The sequence below is a fragment of the Aquitalea sp. genome, assembly GCF_030150775.1.
Taxonomy (GTDB): domain Bacteria; phylum Pseudomonadota; class Gammaproteobacteria; order Burkholderiales; family Chromobacteriaceae; genus Aquitalea; species Aquitalea denitrificans.
In genome coordinates this window covers 52,520-75,329 of record NZ_JASLFG010000056.1, presented here as the reverse complement: position 1 = coordinate 75,329, position 22,810 = coordinate 52,520, and the positions used below count along the sequence as shown (strand labels likewise).

The window sequence follows — 22,810 nt, the reverse complement described above, 5'->3', positions numbered from 1 at the left end:
AAATCGCTCGATTATAGGCTGAGCGCTTGATTTGCGTCAAACTGAACATCACCCGCACCATTGCAGTGCAACATAAAATCATTTGTTTGATTTTGCTTGAAGTTTTTCAAGCAATCGTTCGAGGTCGTCCAGGTTGGCATACTCCACCTGCAAACGTCCCTGCCCACGTGCACCGTGGCGGATGCTGACCTTGGCACCGATGCGCTCGGACACCTCCTGCTCAAGCCGGGTGATATCCGGATCTCTCCTCTTTTCCGCTACCGGCAGTGTGGTTTTTTGGTCTGACAATTGTTGTACGCGCCGCTCCACCTCACGCACCGACCAACCCTTGTCCACCGCCTCATGCGCCAGCTCCAGCTGCTGTACCACCGGCAAGGCCAGCAAGGCACGGGCATGACCCATTTCCAGCTGATTCTGATGCAGCATGGTCTGCACCGGCTCTGGCAGTGCCAGCAGGCGCAACAGGTTGGATACCGCACTGCGTGAGCGGCCCACTGCATCGGCAGCTGACTCGTGCGTCAGGCCGAATTCGCTGATCAATCGCTTCAGACCCTGCGCTTCTTCGATAGGGTCCAGCTCCTGGCGTTGGATGTTTTCGATCAGCGCCATGGCCAACGCCGCTTCGTCGGCCACCGTTTTCACCACGGCAGGCACTTCGGCCAAACCTGCTTTGCGGGCGGCACGCCAGCGGCGCTCACCGGCAATCAGCTCGTACTCACCCAAGCCGATTTCACGCACCACCACCGGCTGGATCACGCCCTGGGCGCGAATGGACGCCGCCAGCTCGTCCAGTGCGGCTTCATTCATATGGCTGCGCGGCTGGTATTTACCGGGGCGGATCAGATCGATGGAAAGCGTGGTGAGGCGGTCGTCCGCCACTGCGCTGGTGGCGAGGAGCGCGTCTAGACCGCGCCCGAGTCCTTTGAGTTTGGCCATGATGTCAGACAGATGGAGTTGCGGTTGCGGGTTCGAGGCGGGCAGTCAGTTCCTGCGCCAGCGTGAGATAGGCTTGTGCGCCACGGGCATTGCGGTCGTACACCAAACCGGGCAGGCCATGGCTGGGAGCTTCGGCCAGACGCACATTGCGCGGGATGACGGTTTCGAACACCTTGTTGCCGAAGTGGCTGGCCAGCTGCTCGGAAACCTGCTGTGAAAGATTACTACGTGAATCGAACATGGTGCGCAGCAGGCCCATGATTTCAATGCGCGGATTCACCGCAGCACGCACCTTACGCAGGGTGGTGACCAGATCGGACAGCCCTTCCAGCGCATAGTATTCGCACACCATGGGAATCAGCACGCTATTGGCAGCCACCAGACCGTTGAGCGTCAGCAGGTTGAGCGAGGGCGGGCAGTCGATCAATACGTAGTCGTATTGGTCGTCCACCGTACTCAGGGCATTCTTGAGGCGTGCTTCGCGCGCCAGTTCGTTCACCAGCTCCAGCTCGGCCCCACCCAGATCGCGGTTGGCCGGCAGCACATGGTAGCCGCCTTCCTTGGCCGGCTGACGTGCTTCTTCCACCGAAGCATCGCCCAGCAGCACGTGATACACGGAGTGTTCCAGCGACTGCTTGGCAATGCCGCTGCCCATGGTGGCATTGCCCTGCGGGTCGAGGTCGACAATCAACACCCTGCGGCCCAGCTCGGCCAGACCTGCGGCCAGGTTGACCACGGTGGTGGTCTTGCCGACCCCCCCCTTCTGATTGGCAACCGCGATCACGCGTGCATTCATTTAGCCACCATTCTCACCAGATGGCGTTCGGCGTCCAGACCGGGCACCGACACCGGTAGTACTTCGGCTACCGCTACCGTGTCCGGCAGCAGCGAGATTTCTTCGTAAGGATACACACCCTTCATCGCCAGGTATTGACCACCGTCGGCCAGCAGGTGCGGCGTGAGGCGGACAAACTCGGCCAGTTCGGCAAAGGCGCGACTGGTGATGCGATCGAACTTGTGTTCCGGCTGATAAGCCTCCACCCGGCTGGTGATCACCTCGACATTGGGCAAGCCCAGCTCGATGACAGCCTGGCGCAGGAAGGTGGTTTTCTTGTGGTTGGAGTCCAGCAGCACCACTTGCAGATCCGGGCGGGCAATGGCGGCCGGAATGCCCGGCATGCCGCCACCAGAACCCACATCCAGCAGGCGGGTGCCACCGTTCAGGTGCGGCACCAGCGACAGGCTGTCCAGCAGATGGTAGCTGACCATGCGCTGCTCTTCGCGCACTGCGGTCAGGTTATAGGTGTGGTTCCACTTGGCCAGCAGGTTCAGGTAGCCATCCAGCAAGGCCAGCTGTTGTTCGGTGAGGCCCAGGGCCAGCTGATCCAGCCCGTTTTTCAGTTCTGCAGTATGTGTCATGCGCTTGGCTTGCAATTATTCGGTTTTGGCGTCGGCAAAGCCACGCTTCAGATGCACCATCAGCAGGGCAACCGCCGCCGGGGTGATGCCCTGGATGCGCGAGGCCTGACCCAGGGTTTCCGGGCGCTGCTGATTCAGTTTTTGCTGTACTTCCTTGGACAGCCCCTTAACCAAGCCGAAGTCGATGTCGGCGGGCAGGCGGACGTCTTCCAGATTGTCGCGACGCGCCAGTTCTTCGTTCTGACGGTTGATATAGCCTTGATATTTGACCTGAATTTCCACTTGCTCGGCAACCACGTCATCCGCCACACCACCTGCGGCTTCCGGCAGGGTCATCAGCTCGCGGTAAGCGACATTGGGACGCTTGAGCAGGTCGAACAGGTTGTACTCGCGCTCGATACCCTTGCCCAGCAGGGCTTCCAGCGCAGCTGCATCCTGCAGTTTGGCCGGATGCAGCCAGGTAGTTTTCAGACGGGCGGTTTCGGCTTCCACTGCGTCGCGCTTGCGACAGAAGGCATCCCACTGCGCATCATCGACCAGGCCGAGCTTGCGGCCCATTTCGGTCAGACGCAAGTCGGCATTGTCCTCGCGCAGTTGCAGGCGGAATTCGGCGCGGCTGGTAAACATGCGGTAAGGCTCGGACACGCCCTTGGTAATCAGGTCGTCCACCAGCACGCCAAGGTAGGCTTCATCACGGCGCGGACACCAGCCTTCTTCATCCCGCGAATACAGGGCGGCATTCAGGCCGGCCAGCAGACCTTGCGCGGCGGCTTCTTCGTAGCCGGTGGTGCCGTTGATCTGCCCGGCAAAGAACAGGCCCTTGATGGACTTGGTTTCCAGCGTGGACTTGAGGCCGCGCGGGTCGAAGTAATCGTATTCGATGGCATAGCCGGGGCGCAGGATGTGGGCGTTTTCCATGCCGCGGATGGAACGCACCGCCGCCAGCTGGATATCAAACGGCAAGCTGGTGGAAATCCCGTTGGGGTAGAACTCGTGCGTGGTCAGGCCTTCCGGTTCCAGGAATACCTGATGGCTGTCCTTGTCGGCGAAGCGGTTGATCTTGTCTTCGATGGACGGGCAGTAACGCGGGCCCACCCCTTCAATCACGCCAGTAAACATCGGGCTGCGCTCGAAGCCGGAACGGATGATGTCGTGGGTTTGCTGATTGGTGTGGGTAATCCAGCACGGCAGCTGCTTGGGATGCATGCTGCGCTGGCCTCGGTAGGAGAACACCGGTTCCGGGCTGTCACCCGGCTGCTCTTCCATCACCGAAAAATCGATGCTGCGGCCATCAATGCGCGGCGGCGTGCCGGTTTTCAGGCGGCCCACCGGCAAATCCAGCTCACGCAGGCGTGCACCCAAGGTGGAAGCGGCCTGATCACCAGCACGGCCACCGGTGTAGTTTTCCAGGCCAACGTGAATCTTGCCGGACAGGAAAGTGCCGGCAGTCAACACCACGGTACGGGCACGGAACACGATGCCGATGGCGGTAATGGCACCGGCCACCTGATCGCCCTCGATCAGCAAATCGTCCACCGGCTGCTGGAACAGCGTCAGATTGGGCTGGTTTTCCAGCATTTCTCGGATGGCCGCCTTGTACAGGATGCGGTCGGCCTGGGCGCGGGTAGCCCGCACCGCCGGTCCCTTGGAGGCATTCAGGGTACGGAACTGGATGCCGCCGATATCGGTGGCCAGTGCCATGGCACCGCCCAGCGCATCCACCTCTTTCACCAGATGCCCCTTGCCAATGCCACCGATAGACGGGTTGCACGACATCTGACCAAGGGTCTCGATATTGTGGGTAAGCAGGAGCGTGGCGCGGCCCATACGGGCAGCGGCCAGCGCGGCCTCGGTGCCGGCGTGTCCGCCGCCAACCACGATCACGTCAAACTGTGTGGGATAAATCATCTGGCTGTACTCGGAAGCCCGTGCGCAAGACTGAGGCAGGGCAAAGCGTGCAGGAAAAACGGCCTATTCTACGGCAAAACCGATAGCAAGGTAAGTCATTGATTTGTTTCATCCCTACTGTAACCCACGCTTAAAACGCAGGTCATTCACAAGTCATATGACGGAAATGTCCTCGTCAAACTGTATGACTAGCATGTGTTGCAAGGCCGCTCTGCTGAAAAGCTGCTGCCAAATGAAGGAGTTGCCGTGCCGATGTTCGGAAATGGCTGATGGCATGCCAGCACCACGCCGGTATTATCCCGAACCGACAAAACAAGCATGTCCGCATTTTGCCAGGGGAGTTAAGTCATGCAACTGAATGAAAGCATCAGCAGCCGTCGTCAGCTGAAACTGGGCGTACGCGTTGCCGAAACTGCCGAAGATATCCGCCGAGCTCAGAAACTGCGCTTTGACGTATTTGCCGGTGAAATGGGGGCCGAGCTGTCCTCACAATCCCTGGGCATTGATTGCGATGAGTACGATGCGCTGTGCGACCACCTGATTGTAGAAGACAGCAACAGCGGCCTGGTGGTGGGTACCTACCGCATGCTGCCACCCGACATGGCACGCCGCGCACCTTCGCTGTATTCCGAACACGAATTTGACATCACCCGCCTGGACAACCTGCGCGACAGCCTGATTGAAGTAGGCCGCTCCTGCGTGCACAAGGATTTTCGCAGTGGCGGCGTCATCGCCCTGCTGTGGTCCGGCCTAGCCGATTACGTGCAAAAGCAAGGTGGCGAATACCTGGCCGGCTGCGCCAGCGTGAGCCTGGCAGATGGTGGCCATCAGGCTGTCAGCCTGTACCGCCAGCTGGAAACCAGTCACCTCTCCCCTGCCGAATGGCGTGTATTTCCCCACTTGCCGCTGCCGCTGGACCGCATTCACGACGATGCACCCTCCTCGCCGATGCCGCCGCTGATCAAGGGCTATCTGCGCGCCGGTGCTTTCATCTGCGGCGAACCAGCCTGGGACCCTGACTTCAACTGCGCCGACTTCTTCATGCTGCTGCCGATGAGCCGCCTTACCGGCCGCTACAACCGCCACTTCGTGGGCTGACTCCCCAGCCCACACAGCGTTGCCGCTGTCATCAGCCTGGACGAAGCCCCCGTTCGTCCGGGCTGTTCTGTCTATATGACAGCGAACCCGGCTACAATCCGGGCATGAGCTACGCATTTCACCCGGTGGGCATTGTCCACTCGCCTTACAAGGAAAAATTCGGCATCCCGCGCCAGCCCGCGCTGGCGCCTGCTGCCGACATCCAGATCGAGCTGCTACCACCGTTCAATCACCCAGACACGGTACGCGGGCTGGAAGCCTTCTCCCACGTGTGGATCAGTTTTGTCTTCCACCAGACCGCCCAACGCGGCTGGCAGCCGCTGGTACGCCCACCGCGACTGGGCGGCAATGCCAAGGTAGGCGTATTTGCCAGCCGCTCCACCCATCGCCCCAATCCGCTGGGCCTGTCACTGGTCGAGCTGCGTGGTATCGACCTGGCCGACGGCGTAAGACTGCAACTGGCCGGTGCCGACCTGCTGGATGGCACGCCGGTACTGGATATCAAGCCCTATATTCCCTTTGTGGAGGCCCGCCCGGAAGCGCGTGGCGGCTTTGTCGACGGCCCACCACCCCGCCTGCAAACCAGTTGGAGCGAACAAGCGCTACTGCAACTTGCAGCCCTCCCCTCGCAGCCTCCCGCGCTGGCCCAACTGATTGATCAGGTACTGGCACAGGACCCGCGCCCAGCCTACCAGGATGACCCGGAGCGCATCTATGGCGTGCGGCTTTATGACTACAACATCCGCTTTAGCATCCGGGATAACCATGCCCACGTGCTTGAAATTCAGCCGTTTGCCCCGAACTAAACTCCCATGCTCCGGTCACACCGGAGCCCTTTACTCTGGAGAATAAAATCATGACACCTCGCGCGAAGACGATCATGCTCGCCTTCACCCTGGTTTCTGTCCTGGCGGCACCGTTCGCGGAAGCCGCACGCCTGGGCGGAGGCAAGAGCGCCGGCATGCGCCGCTCGGCCCCGACCAAGAGCTACCAGCAGCCCACACCGATGCCGGCTCCGGCAGCGGTTCCGCAGGCTGCGCCCCAAGCCCAGCCCAAGAAGGGCCCGGGCATCGGTACCGCCATTGCGGCGGGTGCCGCTGGTGCTGCTGCCGGCTACATGCTGGGTTCGGCCATGAACAGCAATCATGCGTCGGGCAATGCGGTGGATAATGCAGGTGCCGGCTCCGGCATTCCCTGGGGCACGCTGGCCCTGCTGGGTCTGCTGGGTATTGGCGGCCTGATGTGGTTCCGTCGCAAGAGTGCCAGCCCTGCTGGCATGAACACGCCGATGCCGGCGAGTAACGGTCCGACATTCAACAGCAATGCTCAGGACGCTGCCCGTTTCGAGCCGATTCCCAAAATCGGCTCTGGCCTGGGTCAGACACCGTCTTACGGCGCAGCCCCGGCCATGAGCAGTGCGGTACCGGGTCGTCTGCCGGATGGTACGGAAACCCCCAACTTCCTGCGTCAGGCCAAGGCGACTTTCCTGCACCTGCAAAGCCTCAACTCACCGGATAGCCTGGAAGAAGTCCGCAAGTACATGACGCCGGACCTGTTTGAAGGCCTGCGCAATGAAATCGGCAGCAATACTGATGTGGCTGACTTCCCGCAGCTGGACTGCCAGCTGGCCGAAGCCGTGGAAGAAGGTGGCCGCTTTATCGCCACCGTGCGCTTCTCCGGTACGGTAAGCGAGTCGGTCAATGCAGCGGCAGTGCCGTTCAGCGAATACTGGCACTACATCAAGGATGGCAGCACCGGTGGAAAATGGCTGGTGGCAGGCATTCAGCAGGAGTAATTTCTTTCTTTTGTGCGGATTTATCTCAACGGGCCCAGTCGGGCCCGTTTTTTATTATCCGGCCATGCTCTACACTGGAATGCCAATTGCTAGAGAGATTGGCTTATGGGCCAGCAAGAGCCCCACTCCAGGAAGGAATGTACTGCAATGAAACGTTTCGAGCATGCCGGTCTGACCCTTGGCAGCCATTTTCAGCCCATCTACAGTCTGGCGCACCGCCGCACTGTGGGCGTGGAAGCCCTGCTGCGTGCCGAGCAGAACCAGCTGCCCCTCTCCCCCGCAGAGGCCTTTTATGCCATGGTCTCGCCAGAACGCCGCCACGGCCTCGACCTGGCCGTCAGCCAGGCCCATGTACAGCATTTTTCCCAGCTGGAACACAGCCAGCCGCACTGGTTGTTCCTGAATGTGGATGCCGCCTCCTTATCCCGTCCTGAGCGCGCCATGGCGCTGGCCAATACCATTCGCGAAGCCGGCTTGCAGCCGGGCAATGTGGTGCTGGAAGTGCTGGAACATGTACTGGAACTGGACGAAGCCTTGATCGAAGGCGTGAATCTGCTGAAAAAAGCCGGTTTTCTGATTGCCATCGACGATTTTGGCGTCGGCCATTCCAACCTGGACAGGGTGTGCCAGCTGGAGCCGGACCTGGTGAAGTTCGACAAGGATTTGCTGCGCAGTGCCGTCAGCCAGCCACGCACCCGTAACCTGCTGTCCAGACTAGTGCGATTGATGCACGAAATTGGTGCATTGGTAGTGGAAGAAGGCATCGAAACCGAGAACGACGTGCTGGTAGCACTGGAATCCGGCTGCGATCTGGTACAGGGCTATTATGTGGCCCGCCCCTCCGCCAGCCCGGACGCGGATGACATCATCACCAAGCGGCTGGACTCGCGCTGGGACGAGCTGATGGTGCGCGACCTGCTCAAGCGCAAGATTACCCGCCGCCAGATCGAACTGGCGCGCCAAGCCTTTGTGCAATCCGCCATTTCGCTGATGCAGGGCACCCCGTTCGACCAGGCTGCCACGCCCATGCTGGCCATGCCCGATGTCATCCGCTGTTTCTTGCTGGACAGCGAAGGCCGCCAGATTGGCCGCAACCTCAACAGCCGCCACAACACCATCGCCAGCAGCCTGAAGTTCGCCCCGCTAGCTGATACCACCGGTGCGGTATGGTCGCGCCGCGCGTATTTCCAGCATGCCATCGACCAGCCCGGCGTGCTGTACATGAGCGAGCCTTACCTGTCGATGACCGACACCCGTTCCTGCGTCACCCTGTCCATGGCGATTGAAATTGACGAAGCCATGCATGTGCTGTGTGCCGACGTACTGGCACCACGTGTGCACAGCAGCCACGGCTGAGACTGGGTCTAAGGCACAAAAAGACAAAGGACCGCTTGCGGTCCTTTGTCTTTGACTGTCACCCGCTTACTGCGCCGGGGTAATTTCGGTAATGCTTTCAAACAGGGTGACCACTTTCTGCACCCCCGCGGTTTCACTCACCACCTGAGCAGCCAGCTGGCCTTCCGCCGGCGTCACCAGGCCCAGCATGTACACCACGCCACGCTCGGTCACCACCTTGATATGATTGGGCGAATAGCCCTTGCCATCCAGCAGACGGGTGCGCACCTTGCTGGTAATCCAGGTGTCGTTGCTACGCTCGGAGAAACCGGAAACCGGTGCCACCACGGTGTAATTGAATACGCGCCGCACATTGGGCATGGCGCGGGCAATCAGCTCAGCCTGCTGACCGGCTTCTGCCGATGGCACCTCACCCGTCAGCAGCACCGCGCGGTTATAACTGGTGGTATTGATATGCGCCGACGGCAGTTTGTCGCCAATCTGGTGCGACACCTTGGCTTCGATGCTCTGGTCATCCACATAAGCACCGCTGGAACGGCGATCAGTTGCCACCAGCGCGCCACCGGCCACACCGCCGGCGGCCAGGGCAAAGCAACCGGACAAGGCGCTGGATACCCCGGCTGCCAACAGCAGGGACAGGACAGTACGTTTCATTTACTCACCTCCCAACAGCATGTAATCAATGGCATCACACAGCGCATGCACCAGCAGAATATGCACTTCCTGAATACGGGCAGTACGCAGCACCGGCACATTCAGCTGGATGTCTTCCGGCGACAGGATTTCGCTGATCTTGCCGCCATCCTTGCCGGTGAGGGCAATCACACCCATGCCACGCTCGTGGGCGGCATAAATGGCTTCAATCACATTGGCGGAATTGCCCGAGGTGGAAATAGCCAGCAAGAGGTCGTTGGTATGCCCCAACGCACGCACCTGCTTGGAAAAGATCATGTCAAAGTCGTAGTCGTTACCAATGGCCGTGAGTGCCGAGGTATCGGTAGCCAGCGAGATGGCTGCCAGGCCCGGACGCTCCTTCTCGAAACGCCCCAGCATTTCAGCGGCAAAATGCTGGGCATCGGCAGCCGAACCGCCATTACCGCAAGCCAGGATCTTGCCCTCGTTCATCAGGCAGCTGACCATACGCTCCGCCGCCAGTGCTACCGCAGGGGATAGCAGCTCCATTGCCTCCTGCTTGGCGGCTATGCTTTCCAGAAAATGTCCGTTGACGCGTTCAATCAGGTCCATGCTTTTCCTTGTAGCAGCCATGGATGGCGGCTATGCAAAAATGTTTTTCAACCACTGCAACGGCTGTTCGCCTTCACTCAGCACAGCATCAAAACGACAGGGTGCGTCTACTCGCTTATCAGACAGGTAGACCGTGGCCGCATGCATGAGTTTCCTCTGTTTGGCAGCCGTAATACTGTATGCCGCCCCACCAAAACGGCTGCTGGTACGGTGACGCACCTCTACAAATACCAGGTAGCGGCCATCGCGCATGATCAGATCAATCTCACCACCCCGGCACAGCCAGTTGCGCGCAACCAGTTGCAAACCCTGCTGCAACAAAAAGGACAGCGCACGCTCTTCTGCCTGCTGTCCTTGCCGGTTCATGTGCGCTACTCGCCTTCGCCGATCAGCGACACCGGCAGTTGACGGTCAAATACCCGGTCACGCCCTAGCTTGAGGTCGCCGGTAACACCATCCAGCTTGATGGAAGACGGATTGCGTGTGCTACCCAGCAGCAGCGCCAGGCGATAGGCATCTATCCCCAACGCGTACAGGCGCTCGGTCTGCAAGGTAAGTGCGGTCGACGGACGCGCATAGCGCTTTACCGCCGGATGCTGCGGCATCAGGAACCACGGCATGTCGATAAAGCGCACTCCAGCCAGCTGCTTGTCAGGGCTGCGCGTGCTGATTTGCGAAGTGGCATACACCGGCAGATCCGGCAGCAGCGTCGGTTTCAGCCGCGCTGCCTCTGCAGGCTCCAGCGCCAGAAACACCGCATCCGCCTTGCTGAGCGCCTGCGCCAGCCCAGACAGATTGTCTCCGTTGTCCTCCAGTTGGGCCACATCCCTGCCGCCCAGGCTGCGCCATTCATCGGCGAAAGCCTGCTTCAGGCGGCTGGACAATACCTCGCCATCGGCGATGATCAGCGGACTGCTGCGGCCATCGTCCCGCATCAGACGGGCAATCTGGCGCGCTTCCACCTCAACATTCAGCGCCAGGGTAAACAGCTTGGGATTAGTCGGTACATCGCGCCCCACCGCATTGAGTGCCAGCGTAGGTACGCTGACATACGGTGCCACGGCGGCAATACCCGAGCGCGACAAGGGGCCGATCACCACATTCACCCCGCCAGCCACCGCCTCGCGGTAACGCTGGGCGGCATTGTGCTCATCAGCATCAATCACCACCAGCTCGGCCTGCGGATCGGCATCATGCGCCGCATCCACACCGCTGCGCACCACCGCCGCCGCCTCGCCCAGCAATTTGGACTCGGTGGGCAACAACACGCCTATTTTCACCCTGACAGGGGTTTTGCCGGGCGCGGCCAGCGGCTTGGCCACCGGGGCAACAGGGGCGGATGCCGGCTGCGCCTGGGCGCGCGGGCGTTGTCCGGCCACGCTATTGAGCGGCGCGGCATTGAGTTGGATGATATAGTCCGGTGCCTGCGCTTGCGCAGCCGTCAACCATGTCATCATGACGCCAACCAACAGCGGAGCCAGTCTTTGCATACTTCGTTCGCTCACTTACTTGAAACTGCACGGGAAAGTTTCTGTCGCGGCACATTATATGTGGTGGCCACTCCCATTGGAAACCTGGGAGATGTTACCGCACGTGCGCTGGCCGCCTTTGGCGTGGCCGATGTCGTCTGCGCGGAAGACACCCGTGTTACCGGCAGCCTGCTGACCGCCTACGGCATTCATGCCAACAAGCTGGTCAGCCTGCGCGAGCACAACGAACGCAGCATGGCCGAGCAAGTCATCCGCTGGCTGGCGGAAGGGCAGATCGTGGTGCAGGTATCCGATGCCGGCACCCCTGCGGTATCCGACCCCGGCGCGCGGCTGGTGGAAGCCGTGCGCGCCGCCGGCCATCCGGTACGCCCCATCCCCGGCGTATCCGCCGTCATCACCGCCCTGTCCGCCAGCGGCTTTACCAGCAATGCCTTCCTGTTTCACGGCTTTTTGCCGCCCAAAAGCGGCGAACGCCGCCGTACCTTGCAGCAATGGCTGAGCGCCGACCACCTGGTGGTGTGCTACGAAGCACCGCACCGCATTGTGGACACCCTGCAGGACATCGTGGCCGAACTGGGGCCGGACCGCCGCCTGATGCTGGCACGCGAACTGACCAAAACCTTTGAAACCTTCCACGGCCTGCCCGCCGGCGAACTGCTGGAATGGGTAAAGGCCGACAGCAACCAGCAGCGCGGCGAAATCGTGCTCATCATCGACGCCGCCCCACAACAGGAAGACAAGACCGGCCTGCCGGAAGAAGCCATCCGGGTGATGAACATCCTCAGCGCCGACCTGCCGATGAAGCAAGCCTCCACCCTGGCCGCGCAAATTACCGGAGCCAACCGCAAGCTGCTGTATGACCATGCGCTGAAAATGAAAAAGGACGCCGGTGAGTGATTTACAAGCCAAGGCAGATGGGATAGACTTGCCTCCTCTTGCGATGCCCGGGTGGCGAAATCGGTAGACGCAGGGGATTCAAAATCCCCCGCCGCAAGGTGTGTCGGTTCGAGTCCGACCCCGGGCACCAAATCCTTACCAGATAAGGATTTCAGCAAGAATCAAAACAGCGCCGCAAGGCGCTTTTTTGTTGCCTGAAACCTGCCATGGAACACTGGTGGAACACTAGCGCAAAACAGCACAAACCGGCACTATCAGCCCGTCCCCTGACCCCATCTCCCTGGCAATCCACAGTCCCAGCCGCCAAGCAACAACCAAGAATGGAATGCAAGCCAACTCCTTGTGTTGGCTTGTAATCATATGGAGCTTATACTGTGAGCACTCACGTATCCTCGTGAGCGACCTGAGAAGCAGGTTTCACCCTGTGGAGGCCACTATGCGATTCCTGAAGAAACCAACACCAGAAGTCTTGAAGATTGCCCAACGGCTGTCAGAGAACCCAGCCATCTACAAGATTGACCCACACAATGGCTCTGTGCGAGTAAATACACAGAACCCTGCTGCAGCCCGAGAAATCGGACAAGCAGCCAAACAGTTTTTTGCTGCTTTACATGCCAAATAGTTGAATGACGCCACTCATCATTCTGGTCATCCTAACAAGCGGGTTTACTTTTATAAAAAGTAGCCCGCTTGCTCGTTTTCGCCAGTCTCGACTTAGCGGTCAGGACTCTTACTCCAACATTGGTGTCTATGGCGTTGTAGCTACATGCTCTGCGGCGGTCGTAACGCTGATTTTGAACGTATTGACCCACTGGCTATTCCAATCCTGCGGCTGGGAAATACCGCACATGCCGGAATGGGAGGGCCATACAGCCAAAGATGCCATTAGCAGCAAGAATCTAATGCTGGGGGTATGGATTTTACTATCTCACGGCCTGGCAGTTGCGGCAGGCAAGTTCTTGTCCACGGTCAATGATGAGTCAGAGAGTGCTGCTGCCATGGCAATGGACGACAGCTTGAGCAAGCTACTCCTTGAATCGATGATGAGCTGGAATGCAGTTCAACTAACCCTATCGTCAAGAAAGGTCTATGTAGGCATTTCTGTTGGTCAGCTAGTCAGGGATGACTTCTCAAAGCATGACTACATTGAGCTGATCCCACTGATCAGCGGTTATCGAGACAAGGATACTCTCGACCTCACCCTGACTTGTAATTACGAAGAATTTTATGAGTCTTGGGGACAGATCGCTGATGACACATGGTCCGAACGACTAACCTCATTTAGGGTCGTCATTCCTCTATCGGAAATCAAATCTGCGGCATTTTTTGATCCCAGCGCCCATGCTGTTCTATCTCTCCGGCCAGACGTCGAAGAATATGAAGAAGAGATTCTGAGTCAGCCATAGTTGGCAGCAGCCAGGTCATGAAGATGTCTTGGACGCTGCTGGCTCATCCACAAGCCTCGATGAGCTAATGGGGCACTGGCGGGACACTGAGACGGAAAAATCCAGCACAATTGAAAACACACCAGCCATGTGACAACCAACCAAGCCATTGAAAAATAACAACTAAGAACACATCAGAACAAACCAAAATACACTGCGAGCCCGATTCAAAATCCCCCGCCGCAAGGTGTGTCGGTTCGAGTCCGACCCCGGGCACCAAGTCCTTAGCAGATAAGGATTGCAGCAAGAATCAAAAACAGCGCCGCAAGGCGCTTTTTTGTTGCCTGAAACCTGCCATGGAACACTGGTGGGACACTAGCGCAAAGCAGCACAAACCGACAGGCTCAGCCCGCAGCTTGGCCGTGCCACACCCGTCCCCGGTATTGACAAGCCAACCCCGCCAACCAACAATTGCCGCGTGCTGTTCAATAGCGGCACCGGGTTTGGCGACCCGACAGATAAGGCGGACAGCCGCTCTGCGGCTATTTTTATGTCCGTTGCACACCATTGGTACGTCCTTTTTCTATGGCGGGCCGTGGTGGGGAGCCTTCGGGCTGCCGGTTCCTATGTCCCGGTCTTGCAAACCCTGCCATGTGCCTGCCACCCCGATTGCAAGCGGGGTGCGGGTCTAAATCCGACATAGGAGGCATACCATGCCTGGCATCTCCCGCGCCCAGTTGCGCCCTCCCCCCGCGATTGTCATTGCCGTTACCGCCCCGCCATCCTTATACAAGGAGGCCCGCGCATGAACACCCAGCCCCTTCTCGACCCGGACGTTCCCGCCGCCTATCTGGCGCTGGCCACCTTTCAAGATCAACTCAGCCACCTGCAAACCCTGGCCAGCCTGCCGGAGCACGCCGCGCTGCGCGAACCCATCAGTCAGTTGACCCGCCTGTGCCAGACCGTCCAGCACACCATTGCCGACGGCATCTGCACGCTGGACCGTGCCACTGACTGCATGCAATGCCTGCTTGATCTGCTGCACCACGCCGAAGACATGCCGCTGGCAGCCAATCAGCTGGCTGGGCTGCTGACCCCGCTGCATCAGCAAATCAGCCTCGCCCGGACCGATATCGGCCAACTCCTGTAAGAGACAGACAGCGCCGCAAGGCGCTTTTTGTTGCCTGTCGTTTAGGCAAGCCTCACCCTGCCGTCCACCAACAGCCCGCCCAGCGCAGGCCGTGTGCTGTTTGCCAGCGGCAGGCCATTACCTTCCCCGTCAGTACAAACGCCAACCAGCACTACATGGCATTCCTCCAATCGATTCCGCCACTGTCCGATTCATGCCAATACATCAGCAGATTGTTGGCTGATTTTTGATCCAGCATATGACATCAGCACGTTTTATGTGAAAAACTGGTTGCCGAAGAGGGTCTTTCAGATGATCCGTGTCGGGAACAGCGTCGCCGGACGGGCAGTCCACGGAGTCGCAACAGGCTGGAAATGCTGATTCACGGTTTACGGTGGGAACAGCGTGGAAACCGTGGATGGCACCACCCCTTCAACGCATTGATTTTATTGAAAATTCAGAGAAACCCACGAAATGGCAGAAAAACACGTGGGCGAAACCGTGGGGCTGAAACCCTTGCCTGACAAGACTTTGCGGGGTGCTTCCACGGTTTGGGGCGGTTTATTGAGGTGGGTATCTGCTGGGGGGCCAGACAGGAGCCATTGATCAGGAAATCAGATCGCACGAATGCTTCAGGCTTAACAAAGTCGCTCGAGGACGGCGGTCCAAACATCAGGGACAGTCGTCAGCGGTCATTTAGCGACGCAGAGGTCAAGTTCGCAGGAAGGGCGAGCGTGGTAATGTAGGCTACCCCTCTGAGGTGTTGAACTGCTACGCGGCTGGCAACCATCGGTTGGCTGTCGTGTTGCGGTAGTAGTTTGTTGACTGATATCAGCAGTTCCAAATCTAATCTTTCAACAGGAGTGACCATGGCATATAGAAACGGTAATTACTCGGCGTTCTACGTCACAGAGCCCTTCAATACCAGCGCGCTCGGTGCTCACGCCACACGCGATTTTGTTTACTATAACCAGCTACGTATGTGGAAGGGGCAGGATGCAGCTTTTCCATTCAATGACTCTCACGACAAAACATACAACGTACGTGACGGGAGTGATTGGGAAGCGACTCTGAAGCCTAGACTGAGGGAGCGCCTAAGAAAGTCCAAGAATATTGTTTTATTCTTGAGTTCCGTTACTGCCAACTCGAAAGCACTGAGAGAGGAAATTGACTACGGAATCAATGATCAAGGTTTACCGGTCATCGTGATCTATCCCGAGTATGCCTCTGAGGCAGACCTTCTGACCGCTGACAATCAGGCACTCAAGCAAGCGGTAAAAAATCTCTGGGACAAACTTCCAGTATTTCGTGACTCAATTAGTTCTGTGCCGACTCTCCACGTGCCAAATAAGAAGTCCGTGATAGAGATGGCGCTTAGCAATACAAAATTCATGGTGGGAACCAAAGGAGATTCCGGGATCTTCTTCTATAAACCATGATTGTGCTTATAAGGGGAGAATAAGCATGTTAAAGGTGGCCTTCTTTGACCGACGGCTATTAGCTACCTTCTACAAGTACGCTACTGCCGTAAGTGTTTTCCTCTCCTTTGTTTTTCCATTTATCGATATACCAAAGGACTGCTTGCCTACGCCTAGCTATGGTCTTTGGTTTAAGGTTGCTGCTTTCGCAACAGCGTTCCTCCTTGTCTACATTGTTGTATGGGTCTGGTCTAACCGACTCAGGAATATATCAATCGACATCGAAGGGAGTGAAGTTAATGTTGTTGTTGGGGATATATTTCAGCAACCAGGACTTAAGGCGATTGCTTTCAACGAATATTTTGACACCTTGGTCGATGATAGAGTTATCTCCAGCATGTCTGTCAATGGCATTTTTGTAAATAAAGTGCTAAAGACACCGGTTGCTGACTTAGATAACTACATCGAGAGTTATCAATTTCAAGACGATGAAATAATCGGCGAAAATCTAAAAAGGCGAGTCGGAAAGAAAAGGCAACACAAGATCGGTACAATATGTGTTTACGAGGAATTCTTACTTACAGCGTTTAGTAAATTTGATGATGACAATAAGGCTGTTCTTACTATGCCAGAGTATTTGGAATTCTTGATAAACTTCTGGGATAGAGTTAATTCAATCTATGGCCAGAGGAGCGTATCAACTACAATATTTGGTTCTGGCATCACCCGCATAAAAGGACATAAACTCATCAGTGATGAAGACTTGCTGAAGATTATGCTTTGGACGTTTAGAATCAGCGAAATGCGTTTTAAATATCCTGCAAAGTTGACCATCGTCATTCATGAAAAGAAGATCAACAATATTAATCTGTTTGACATACAGGCTGTCAAAAATGGCGTTTGAATGTATTTGATGGTCGAAGCGGAGTCCGTCCAAGAGACTTCAAGCAGCCTGCCGATCACGGCAACCGGGAAGCCTGTGATTTCGATAGAGACTCCGATTACCCACACCCTCCCTGCACAAAAAACACCCCCGCTCCATCTGCATGGCCGGGGGTGTTTGGTTGTGGCCGCCATCTGGCGGACAAATCAGGCGGGGTCAGAACTTGAGGTTGAAAGCGGTGTACAGCGAGCGGGCGGGGCCGGCCACGCCTGTGCCCCAGGGGATGCCGGCGCGGCTCATGGTCATGCCCTGGCCGGTGTAGGCTCCGCCCAGCGGCAGGGTGTAGAAGCGGTTGAACACGTTGTCGATGCCCACGTCCACGCTGAACCGTTTGTTTTCATAGCGGGTGCGCAGGTTGAACAGGCTGTAGCCGGGGGTTTTGATTTCGTTGCGCACGGCGGAGACGTCGGTTTTGGCGCGGACGGCCTGCCATTCTGCGGTGCTGGTCCACTGCCCCAGTGTATTCACCAGTGCCAGCTTGGCGTTGAGCGGCATGATGTTGTACAGATTGTCGCCAGTGGTGAGGTTTTCGCCACGGGTGTAGCTGAGCTGGGCGGTGGCATCGAAGCGGCCGAAGCTGGTGGTTTTGGCCAGTTGCAGCTTGCCGCTGACGTCCACGCCGTATAGCTGGGCGTTCTGGTTGACGTATTGCAGCACCACGTAGCCGGTGGTGGCGGTCTGGTTGTTGTTGGCCGTGCCGTAACGCTGGGCGTCGATGTAGTTTTCCACATAGCTGTAGTAGGGGCTGAGCCTGAGCTGCCAGGCTTCACCGTCGGCGGCGTGCCAGTTGGCGCTGCTGCTGAGGGTGTGGGCCACTTCCGGCTTGAGGTTGGCATTGCCGACATAGCCGTTTCCGTCGCCGGCAAAGTTGTTCATCACCGCGGCCATGGTGTTGCTGGACCAGGTGTAGCGCTCGTACAGATTGGGGGAGCGGGTTTTCTGCGCGTAGGCCAGTTCGTATTGCTCTGTTGCCGACGGGGTGTAGCGGGCCAGTGCGGACAGGTCGAGGTTTAGGTCGGTACGGGCGTGGTTTTGTGCGTTGAAGCTGGCGGCATTGGAGGCGTACATGCTGCTGTAGCCGGAAACATTGTCGGTATCGGTTTTCACCTGGCTTAGCCGTGCGCCGATGATGCTGCGCCATTGTGCTGTCCAGTCCGCCTGCCATTCGGCAAACACGTCCAGTTTGTTGCGCTTGCCGTTCTTGATGTTCCAGAAGGTTTCCGGCCCCATCATCATGGTGTCCCCGGCCACCGGCGGCCACCAGTCGTTCAGGCTGTAGCGCTGGATTTCGCTGCCCAGTTTCAGTTTGTCGCGCGCGTTGAGCGCCAGCTCGGCACTAAGGCTGCCGCCCAGCGTGTGGCTGGCAGAGTCCATCGGCATGCCGATGTCCCCCATGTAATTCAGCTGTTTGTCATCGCCAAAGTCCATGCTGTGGCGCACATACTGGCTGTACAGGCGGGCGTCCAGCTCGCCCCAGGCAAACTGGCCGTTGTAGTGCAGGTTCAGCTGGTTGCTGCTGTTGTCGGTCATGTCCATGCGCTGGTTGGCAAAGCCTTCGTACGGGGTGCGTTGCACGCCCACTTTGGCTTCCAGCAGCTGGTAGTTGTCGCGCCAGGCCACGCCCAGTTCGTGGTTTTCGGTCTGGTAGGCGGTGGAGCCTACTGTTTTGCCATCCATCCAGGCGCGGCCAGTGGCGGCGAGGCCGGATTTCTTGAAATCGGCGGCGGCGTCGTAGTTGTTGCTGCGGGCGGTGGAGCCGGTGTAGTTGATGCTGACATGGTCGTTGGCCAGGGTGGCGCTGGCATTGGCACCACGGGCGTCACCATTGCTGCGATAGAACGCGCCCACGCTGCCGGTCTGCAATATCTGGCCTGGCTCGGCAAATTGCGGGGCGGCGGATCTGGCCACAATCACCCCGCCGATATTGTCGCCCCCGGCGCTGACCGGGGCTGCGCCGTTATACACCTGCACGCTGTCCACCTTGCTGGCATCCATATACGACAGCGGGGAGTTCATGTGATTGGGGCAGGACGCAATCAGGCTGGCACCATCGGTTTTTACCAGCAGGCGGTCGTCGGCCAGGCCGCGCAGTACCGGCAGGCTGGAGAAGCCACCGGCGGCATGCAGATTGAGGCCGGGGATGTCTTGCAGCAGCTGGGCGCTGTCGCTGCTGCGGGCTTGTTGACCAGCCAGTTGCGGCAGGCGCAGCGTACTGCCATCGGCCTGGCTGTTGCTGCGCCTGCCATGCACCACAACATCCGGCAGTTGTACAAGTTCGGTGCTGCTGTCGGCTGCTTGTGCCATGCGGGGAAAGGCGGACAGGGCAAGGGTAACGGCCAGGACGGCCGGTTTGGCGTGGAATTGCATGGTTATTCCCAAGTGAGCGACGGAAAGGAAGGCATGCCGGATCAAGAGCCGGGTCTTGTCTGGCCGTGTTATCAGCCAACCTGGGCTGGCTGTTCATCCAGCACTCAGGCTTGCTTGCAATGACCAAACAGCTGTTTGACATTTGCCAGGGCGAGCGTAGCAAGTTGACGCGGAGCTGGGATGTGACCAATTGCCGCAGCAGGCGGCCTTGCCCATGTCCTGGAGATGCCACGTCATGTAGTCTGAAACGCGCAAGTGAGTTTCTTTGCGTTTAGCATGACATCTGACAAACTTGCTCAGTACACTAGGACTTGGCCCGGGGACTTGGCTTGGGCCGTACCATCTCGTGTGCGGACAGGGCAATATCCTGCACCCGACCATCCTGGCGCTGTTACTTTCCACCACCCCGTAGCGACCACCGTGAACAAGATCTGGCACACCTGGCTGATCAGCCTTTTCATTACCCTGCTCGCCGGCCTGGTTGGCATGGCGGCGGTATGCGTGGCCGCACGACAGGATGAAGAGCTTGCCCGCTCCCAGGCGCTGGCAGATGCCACCGACCGTGGCAATGCCGTAAAGGTGGCCATCGATCGGGCGCTGTCCTCTACCTATGCGCTCAGCGCCATGGTGCGCCAGGGCCGTGGCCGGCTGGATGATTTCGAAACCTTTGCCCGCCCGCTGATTACCTACTATCCGGGCGTGATGTCCTTGCAGCTGGCCCCGGGTGGGGTGGTGCAGCAAATCTATCCGTTCAAGGGCAATGAAAAGGCGTTGGGCCATAATCTGCTGGCCGACCCCACACGCAACAAGGAAGCCTTTATCGCCCGCAACAGCGGGCAGATGACCCTGGCCGGCCCCTTTCCACTGGTGCAAGGCGGAATTGGCGCGGTGGGACGGCTGCCGGTGTTTCTGAGCCCGGACAAGCACAGTGCGCCGGTATTCTGGGGCTTTGCCATTGCACTACTGCGCTTTCCGGATGTGTTGCACAGCGCCGGACTGAACTGGCTGTCACAGCGCGGCTACCGCTACAGCCTGTGGCGACAGCACCCGGACACCCGCCAGGTACAGATATTGGCAACCTCAGAGCACATCCCCCCCACCCTGAACGACCCGGTGCATTACCAGATCAACATGCCTAACGGGACATGGCTGCTGGATGTCCAGCCCAGGGATGGCTGGCACAACCAGCAGCGCATTGCCATCAACAGCCTGCTGGTACTAGTAATCAGCGGCCTGCTGGGCTGGCTGGCCTGGCAGATGGTAGAACTGCGTCGCCGCCGTGCCGAGCTGGCCTTGCTGGTGGCATTGCGCACCCGTGCACTGGAGCAGGAAACCTCAGACCGGGAAGCCGCCGAACATACCGCGCTGTCGGAAACCATGCGCCAGGCCGCACTGCTGCAAACGGCATCCGACGGCATTCACATTCTGGATGAACATGGCCGCTTGACCGAATACAGCCCTTCTTTTGCCAGCATGCTGGGTTATGACATGGAGGAAATGCGTCAGTTTGTCCTGGCCGACTGGGACAGGGAAATCCCGCCCGAGCAACTGCAGCAGCTGATCAGGGATAGCGGCACCCACGGCCAGCGCTTTGAAAGCCGCCATCGGCGCAAGGATGGCAGCTTGCTGGACGTGGAAATCAATGCCAAGACCGTCACCATCGGCGGCCGGCCCTATCTTTATGCATCAGCCCGCGATATCAGCGAACGCAAGCACGCCGAACAGCTGCTACGTATTGCTGCCACGGCATTCGAAGCCCAAGAAGGCATGGTGGTAACCGATTGCCACACCGTCATCCTGCGGGTAAACGGAGCCTTCAGCCGCATCACCGGCTATACCGCAGATGAGGTGGTGGGGCGCAAGATCAGCCTGCTGCAATCTGGCCGTCACGACAGCGCCTTTTACCAGCGCCTGTGGCAAAGCCTGCAGGAACTGGGGGCATGGCAGGGAGAAATCTGGAATCGGCGTAAAAACGGGGAAATCTATCCGGAATGGCTCAGCATCAGCGCGGTACTGGGTGACGACGGCAGCGTCAGCCACTATGTGGCCACCATGAGCGACATCACCCAGCGCAAGGCAGCTGAAGACAAGATCAAGCGGCTGGCCTTCTACGATCCGCTCACCCAACTGCCCAACCGCCGCCTGCTGCAAGACCGGCTGCAAATGGCTCTGGAACACAGCCTGCACCACCAGCAAACCGGTGCCTTGCTGTTTATTGATCTGGATAATTTCAAGACGCTCAACGATACCCTGGGCCACGATATGGGCGACCGGCTGCTGCAAGAGGTGGCACTGCGGCTGAATGACTGCCTGCGACCGGGCGATACCGTGGCACGCCTGGGTGGCGACGAATTCGTGGTGATGCTGGAAAGCCTGGACAGCGAAGCGGCTCAGGCTGCCCAGCTGGCACGCGGCATCGGCCAGCAGATTCTGGAAGCCCTGGCCCGCCCCTATCCCATGCTGGATGGCATGCACCACAGCACCTGCAGCATGGGGGCGGTATTGTTTGACGGTGAGGCCAGTTCGGTGGAGGAACTACTCAAGCGGGCAGACCTGGCCATGTATCAGGCCAAGGCCGCCGGTCGCAACACCCTGCGCTTTTTCGACCCGGAAATGCAGCAGGCCGTTACCGCCCGCGCCGAGCTGGAAGCAGCACTGCGACGCGGGCTGCAACAGCAGGAATTCGTGCTCTACTACCAGCCGCAAGTGGATGCCGACGGACACATCAGCGGAGCCGAAGCCCTGCTGCGCTGGCAGAGGCCAGAGCATGGACTGGTGGGACCGGTCAGCTTTATCCCGCTGGCCGAGGAATCCGGCCTGATTGTGCCGCTGGGCGAATGGGTATTGCACACCGCCTGCCACCAGTTGGCCGAATGGGCGGAAAACCCGGCCACAGCCAGACTGGAACTGGCAGTCAATGTCAGCGCCCGCCAGTTCCATCAGGCCGGTTTTGTCGACATGGTACGTAATGCGCTGCGCTTGAGCGGTGCGCCGGCACAGCGCCTGAAACTGGAGCTGACCGAAAGCCTGCTGCTGCAGGACGTAGACGATACCATCCACAAAATGAACACACTGAAACAGGATGGCGTGTGTTTCTCGCTGGATGATTTCGGCACCGGCTACTCCTCGCTGTCCTATATCAAGCGCTTGCCGCTGGATCAGCTCAAGATCGACCAGTCCTTCGTGCGGGACATCGACAGCAATGTGAATGATGTCTCCATCATCCGTACCATTGTGGCCCTGGCCAGCAGCATGCAATTGCAGGTGATTGCCGAAGGCGTGGAGACCGCCAGCCAGCGCGCGTTTTTGTTACAACAGCACTGCTACGCTTTTCAGGGCTATCTGTTTGGCCGGCCCATGCCGATTACCGATTTCCTGCAGCTGCTGCAAGACCGCTAGCTACACCAGCCTTAACACCGTGGAG

General features: G+C 58.6%; 19 protein-coding genes and 1 tRNA gene. 11 read left to right on the top strand and 9 right to left on the bottom strand.

The genetic code is table 11. The features are described 5' to 3' along the window. Positions 1-78: 78 nt before the first annotated feature. The 4 genes from QVF59_RS18735 to mnmG are packed head-to-tail and all read right to left on the bottom strand — an operon-like array spanning position 79 to position 4,263. The gene (locus QVF59_RS18735; protein ID WP_287881825.1) at positions 79-936 is read right to left on the bottom strand and encodes a ParB/RepB/Spo0J family partition protein; all 858 of its coding nucleotides are present in this window, start codon (positions 934-936) and stop codon (positions 79-81) included. Positions 937-940: 4 nt separating this feature from the next. Beyond that, positions 941-1,732 carry a ParA family protein gene (locus tag QVF59_RS18730; RefSeq protein ID WP_287881824.1) on the bottom strand — a complete coding sequence of 264 codons (792 nt, stop codon included), beginning with the start codon at positions 1,730-1,732 and terminating at the stop codon, positions 941-943. Then, positions 1,729-2,355 carry a 16S rRNA (guanine(527)-N(7))-methyltransferase RsmG gene (gene rsmG, locus QVF59_RS18725; protein ID WP_287881822.1) on the bottom strand — a complete coding sequence of 209 codons (627 nt, stop codon included), beginning with the start codon at positions 2,353-2,355 and terminating at the stop codon, positions 1,729-1,731. The genes QVF59_RS18730 and rsmG overlap by 4 nt, the downstream gene beginning before the upstream one ends. A gap of 15 nt (positions 2,356-2,370) precedes the next feature. After that, positions 2,371-4,263, bottom strand: a complete 1,893-nt coding sequence (gene mnmG, locus QVF59_RS18720; protein ID WP_287881821.1) for a tRNA uridine-5-carboxymethylaminomethyl(34) synthesis enzyme MnmG — start codon at positions 4,261-4,263, stop codon at positions 2,371-2,373. A 348-nt stretch (positions 4,264-4,611) separates the two neighbouring features. On the opposite strand from mnmG, the gene QVF59_RS18715 reads away from it, so the two are divergent. The 4 genes from QVF59_RS18715 to QVF59_RS18700 all read left to right on the top strand — a co-directional run bounded on the left by QVF59_RS18715 (position 4,612) and on the right by QVF59_RS18700 (position 8,512). Beyond that, the gene (locus tag QVF59_RS18715; protein ID WP_287881820.1) at positions 4,612-5,361 is read left to right on the top strand and encodes a GNAT family N-acetyltransferase; all 750 of its coding nucleotides are present in this window, start codon (positions 4,612-4,614) and stop codon (positions 5,359-5,361) included. Between the two features lie 104 nt (positions 5,362-5,465). After that, positions 5,466-6,167 carry a tRNA (N6-threonylcarbamoyladenosine(37)-N6)-methyltransferase TrmO gene (gene tsaA / locus QVF59_RS18710; protein ID WP_287881818.1) on the top strand — a complete coding sequence of 234 codons (702 nt, stop codon included), beginning with the start codon at positions 5,466-5,468 and terminating at the stop codon, positions 6,165-6,167. Positions 6,168-6,217: 50 nt separating this feature from the next. Next, entirely contained in the window at positions 6,218-7,156 is a 939-nt protein-coding gene (locus QVF59_RS18705) for a Tim44 domain-containing protein (RefSeq protein ID WP_287881816.1), read from the top strand. A 147-nt stretch (positions 7,157-7,303) separates the two neighbouring features. After that, entirely contained in the window at positions 7,304-8,512 is a 1,209-nt protein-coding gene (locus QVF59_RS18700) for a sensor domain-containing phosphodiesterase (protein WP_159874682.1), read from the top strand. A 66-nt stretch (positions 8,513-8,578) separates the two neighbouring features. Here the strand turns inward: QVF59_RS18700 and QVF59_RS18695 are convergent, their stop codons facing one another. The 4 genes from QVF59_RS18695 to QVF59_RS18680 are packed head-to-tail and all read right to left on the bottom strand — an operon-like array spanning position 8,579 to position 11,214. Next, on the bottom strand, positions 8,579-9,166 hold the full coding sequence (locus QVF59_RS18695) for a BON domain-containing protein (RefSeq protein ID WP_159874681.1): 588 nt from the start codon (positions 9,164-9,166) through the stop codon (positions 8,579-8,581). Then, positions 9,167-9,757 carry a phosphoheptose isomerase gene (locus QVF59_RS18690; protein ID WP_059285308.1) on the bottom strand — a complete coding sequence of 197 codons (591 nt, stop codon included), beginning with the start codon at positions 9,755-9,757 and terminating at the stop codon, positions 9,167-9,169. 30 nt (positions 9,758-9,787) lie between these two features. Next, entirely contained in the window at positions 9,788-10,123 is a 336-nt protein-coding gene (locus QVF59_RS18685) for a YraN family protein (protein ID WP_159874680.1), read from the bottom strand. Positions 10,124-10,128: 5 nt separating this feature from the next. Continuing rightward, complete coding sequence (locus tag QVF59_RS18680) at positions 10,129-11,214, bottom strand: penicillin-binding protein activator (RefSeq protein ID WP_287881811.1); 1,086 nt, start codon at positions 11,212-11,214, stop codon at positions 10,129-10,131. A 27-nt stretch (positions 11,215-11,241) separates the two neighbouring features. Here QVF59_RS18680 and rsmI point away from each other — a divergent pair, with 27 nt between their 5' ends. The 6 genes from rsmI to QVF59_RS18650 all read left to right on the top strand — a co-directional run bounded on the left by rsmI (position 11,242) and on the right by QVF59_RS18650 (position 16,980). Beyond that, positions 11,242-12,144 carry a 16S rRNA (cytidine(1402)-2'-O)-methyltransferase gene (gene rsmI, locus QVF59_RS18675; protein WP_287881809.1) on the top strand — a complete coding sequence of 301 codons (903 nt, stop codon included), beginning with the start codon at positions 11,242-11,244 and terminating at the stop codon, positions 12,142-12,144. Positions 12,145-12,189: 45 nt separating this feature from the next. Further along, a tRNA-Leu gene (locus QVF59_RS18670) sits at positions 12,190-12,274 on the top strand. A 496-nt stretch (positions 12,275-12,770) separates the two neighbouring features. Beyond that, positions 12,771-13,550, top strand: coding sequence for a hypothetical protein (locus QVF59_RS18665; RefSeq protein ID WP_287881807.1), 780 nt, complete (start codon positions 12,771-12,773; stop codon positions 13,548-13,550). Positions 13,551-14,334: 784 nt separating this feature from the next. Further along, on the top strand, positions 14,335-14,679 hold the full coding sequence (locus tag QVF59_RS18660; RefSeq protein WP_287881805.1) for a DUF1484 family protein: 345 nt from the start codon (positions 14,335-14,337) through the stop codon (positions 14,677-14,679). 848 nt (positions 14,680-15,527) lie between these two features. Then, a complete protein-coding gene (locus QVF59_RS18655) occupies positions 15,528-16,097 on the top strand; it encodes a TIR domain-containing protein (RefSeq protein ID WP_287881803.1) in 570 nt (189 codons plus the stop codon). Between the two features lie 25 nt (positions 16,098-16,122). Further along, complete coding sequence (locus QVF59_RS18650) at positions 16,123-16,980, top strand: macro domain-containing protein (RefSeq protein ID WP_287881801.1); 858 nt, start codon at positions 16,123-16,125, stop codon at positions 16,978-16,980. Between the two features lie 195 nt (positions 16,981-17,175). On the opposite strand, the gene QVF59_RS18645 is transcribed toward QVF59_RS18650, so the two are convergent. Beyond that, positions 17,176-19,386, bottom strand: coding sequence for a TonB-dependent receptor (locus tag QVF59_RS18645; RefSeq protein ID WP_287881800.1), 2,211 nt, complete (start codon positions 19,384-19,386; stop codon positions 17,176-17,178). Between the two features lie 420 nt (positions 19,387-19,806). Here QVF59_RS18645 and QVF59_RS18640 point away from each other — a divergent pair, with 420 nt between their 5' ends. Further along, on the top strand, positions 19,807-22,785 hold the full coding sequence (locus QVF59_RS18640) for a bifunctional diguanylate cyclase/phosphodiesterase (RefSeq protein WP_287881798.1): 2,979 nt from the start codon (positions 19,807-19,809) through the stop codon (positions 22,783-22,785). Positions 22,786-22,810 lie beyond the last annotated feature (25 nt).

Excerpts from the sequence above, each read along its gene's own strand:
- QVF59_RS18730 (WP_287881824.1), bottom strand. The coding sequence starts at position 1,732 with ATGAATGCACGCGTGATCGCGGTTGCCAATCAGAAGGGGGGGGTCGGC.
- QVF59_RS18715 (WP_287881820.1), top strand. The coding sequence starts at position 4,612 with ATGCAACTGAATGAAAGCATCAGCAGCCGTCGTCAGCTGAAACTGGGC.
- tsaA (WP_287881818.1), top strand. The coding sequence starts at position 5,466 with ATGAGCTACGCATTTCACCCGGTGGGCATTGTCCACTCGCCTTACAAG.
- QVF59_RS18735 (WP_287881825.1), bottom strand. The coding sequence starts at position 936 with ATGGCCAAACTCAAAGGACTCGGGCGCGGTCTAGACGCGCTCCTCGCC.
- QVF59_RS18705 (WP_287881816.1), top strand. The coding sequence starts at position 6,218 with ATGACACCTCGCGCGAAGACGATCATGCTCGCCTTCACCCTGGTTTCT.
- QVF59_RS18695 (WP_159874681.1), bottom strand. The coding sequence starts at position 9,166 with ATGAAACGTACTGTCCTGTCCCTGCTGTTGGCAGCCGGGGTATCCAGC.
- QVF59_RS18645 (WP_287881800.1), bottom strand. The coding sequence starts at position 19,386 with ATGCAATTCCACGCCAAACCGGCCGTCCTGGCCGTTACCCTTGCCCTG.
- QVF59_RS18655 (WP_287881803.1), top strand. The coding sequence starts at position 15,528 with ATGGCATATAGAAACGGTAATTACTCGGCGTTCTACGTCACAGAGCCC.
- QVF59_RS18685 (WP_159874680.1), bottom strand. The coding sequence starts at position 10,123 with ATGAACCGGCAAGGACAGCAGGCAGAAGAGCGTGCGCTGTCCTTTTTG.
- QVF59_RS18650 (WP_287881801.1), top strand. The coding sequence starts at position 16,123 with ATGTTAAAGGTGGCCTTCTTTGACCGACGGCTATTAGCTACCTTCTAC.
- QVF59_RS18690 (WP_059285308.1), bottom strand. The coding sequence starts at position 9,757 with ATGGACCTGATTGAACGCGTCAACGGACATTTTCTGGAAAGCATAGCC.
- mnmG (WP_287881821.1), bottom strand. The coding sequence starts at position 4,263 with ATGATTTATCCCACACAGTTTGACGTGATCGTGGTTGGCGGCGGACAC.
- QVF59_RS18665 (WP_287881807.1), top strand. The coding sequence starts at position 12,771 with ATGACGCCACTCATCATTCTGGTCATCCTAACAAGCGGGTTTACTTTT.
- QVF59_RS18660 (WP_287881805.1), top strand. The coding sequence starts at position 14,335 with ATGAACACCCAGCCCCTTCTCGACCCGGACGTTCCCGCCGCCTATCTG.
- QVF59_RS18700 (WP_159874682.1), top strand. The coding sequence starts at position 7,304 with ATGAAACGTTTCGAGCATGCCGGTCTGACCCTTGGCAGCCATTTTCAG.
- rsmG (WP_287881822.1), bottom strand. The coding sequence starts at position 2,355 with ATGACACATACTGCAGAACTGAAAAACGGGCTGGATCAGCTGGCCCTG.
- QVF59_RS18680 (WP_287881811.1), bottom strand. The coding sequence starts at position 11,214 with ATGATGACATGGTTGACGGCTGCGCAAGCGCAGGCACCGGACTATATC.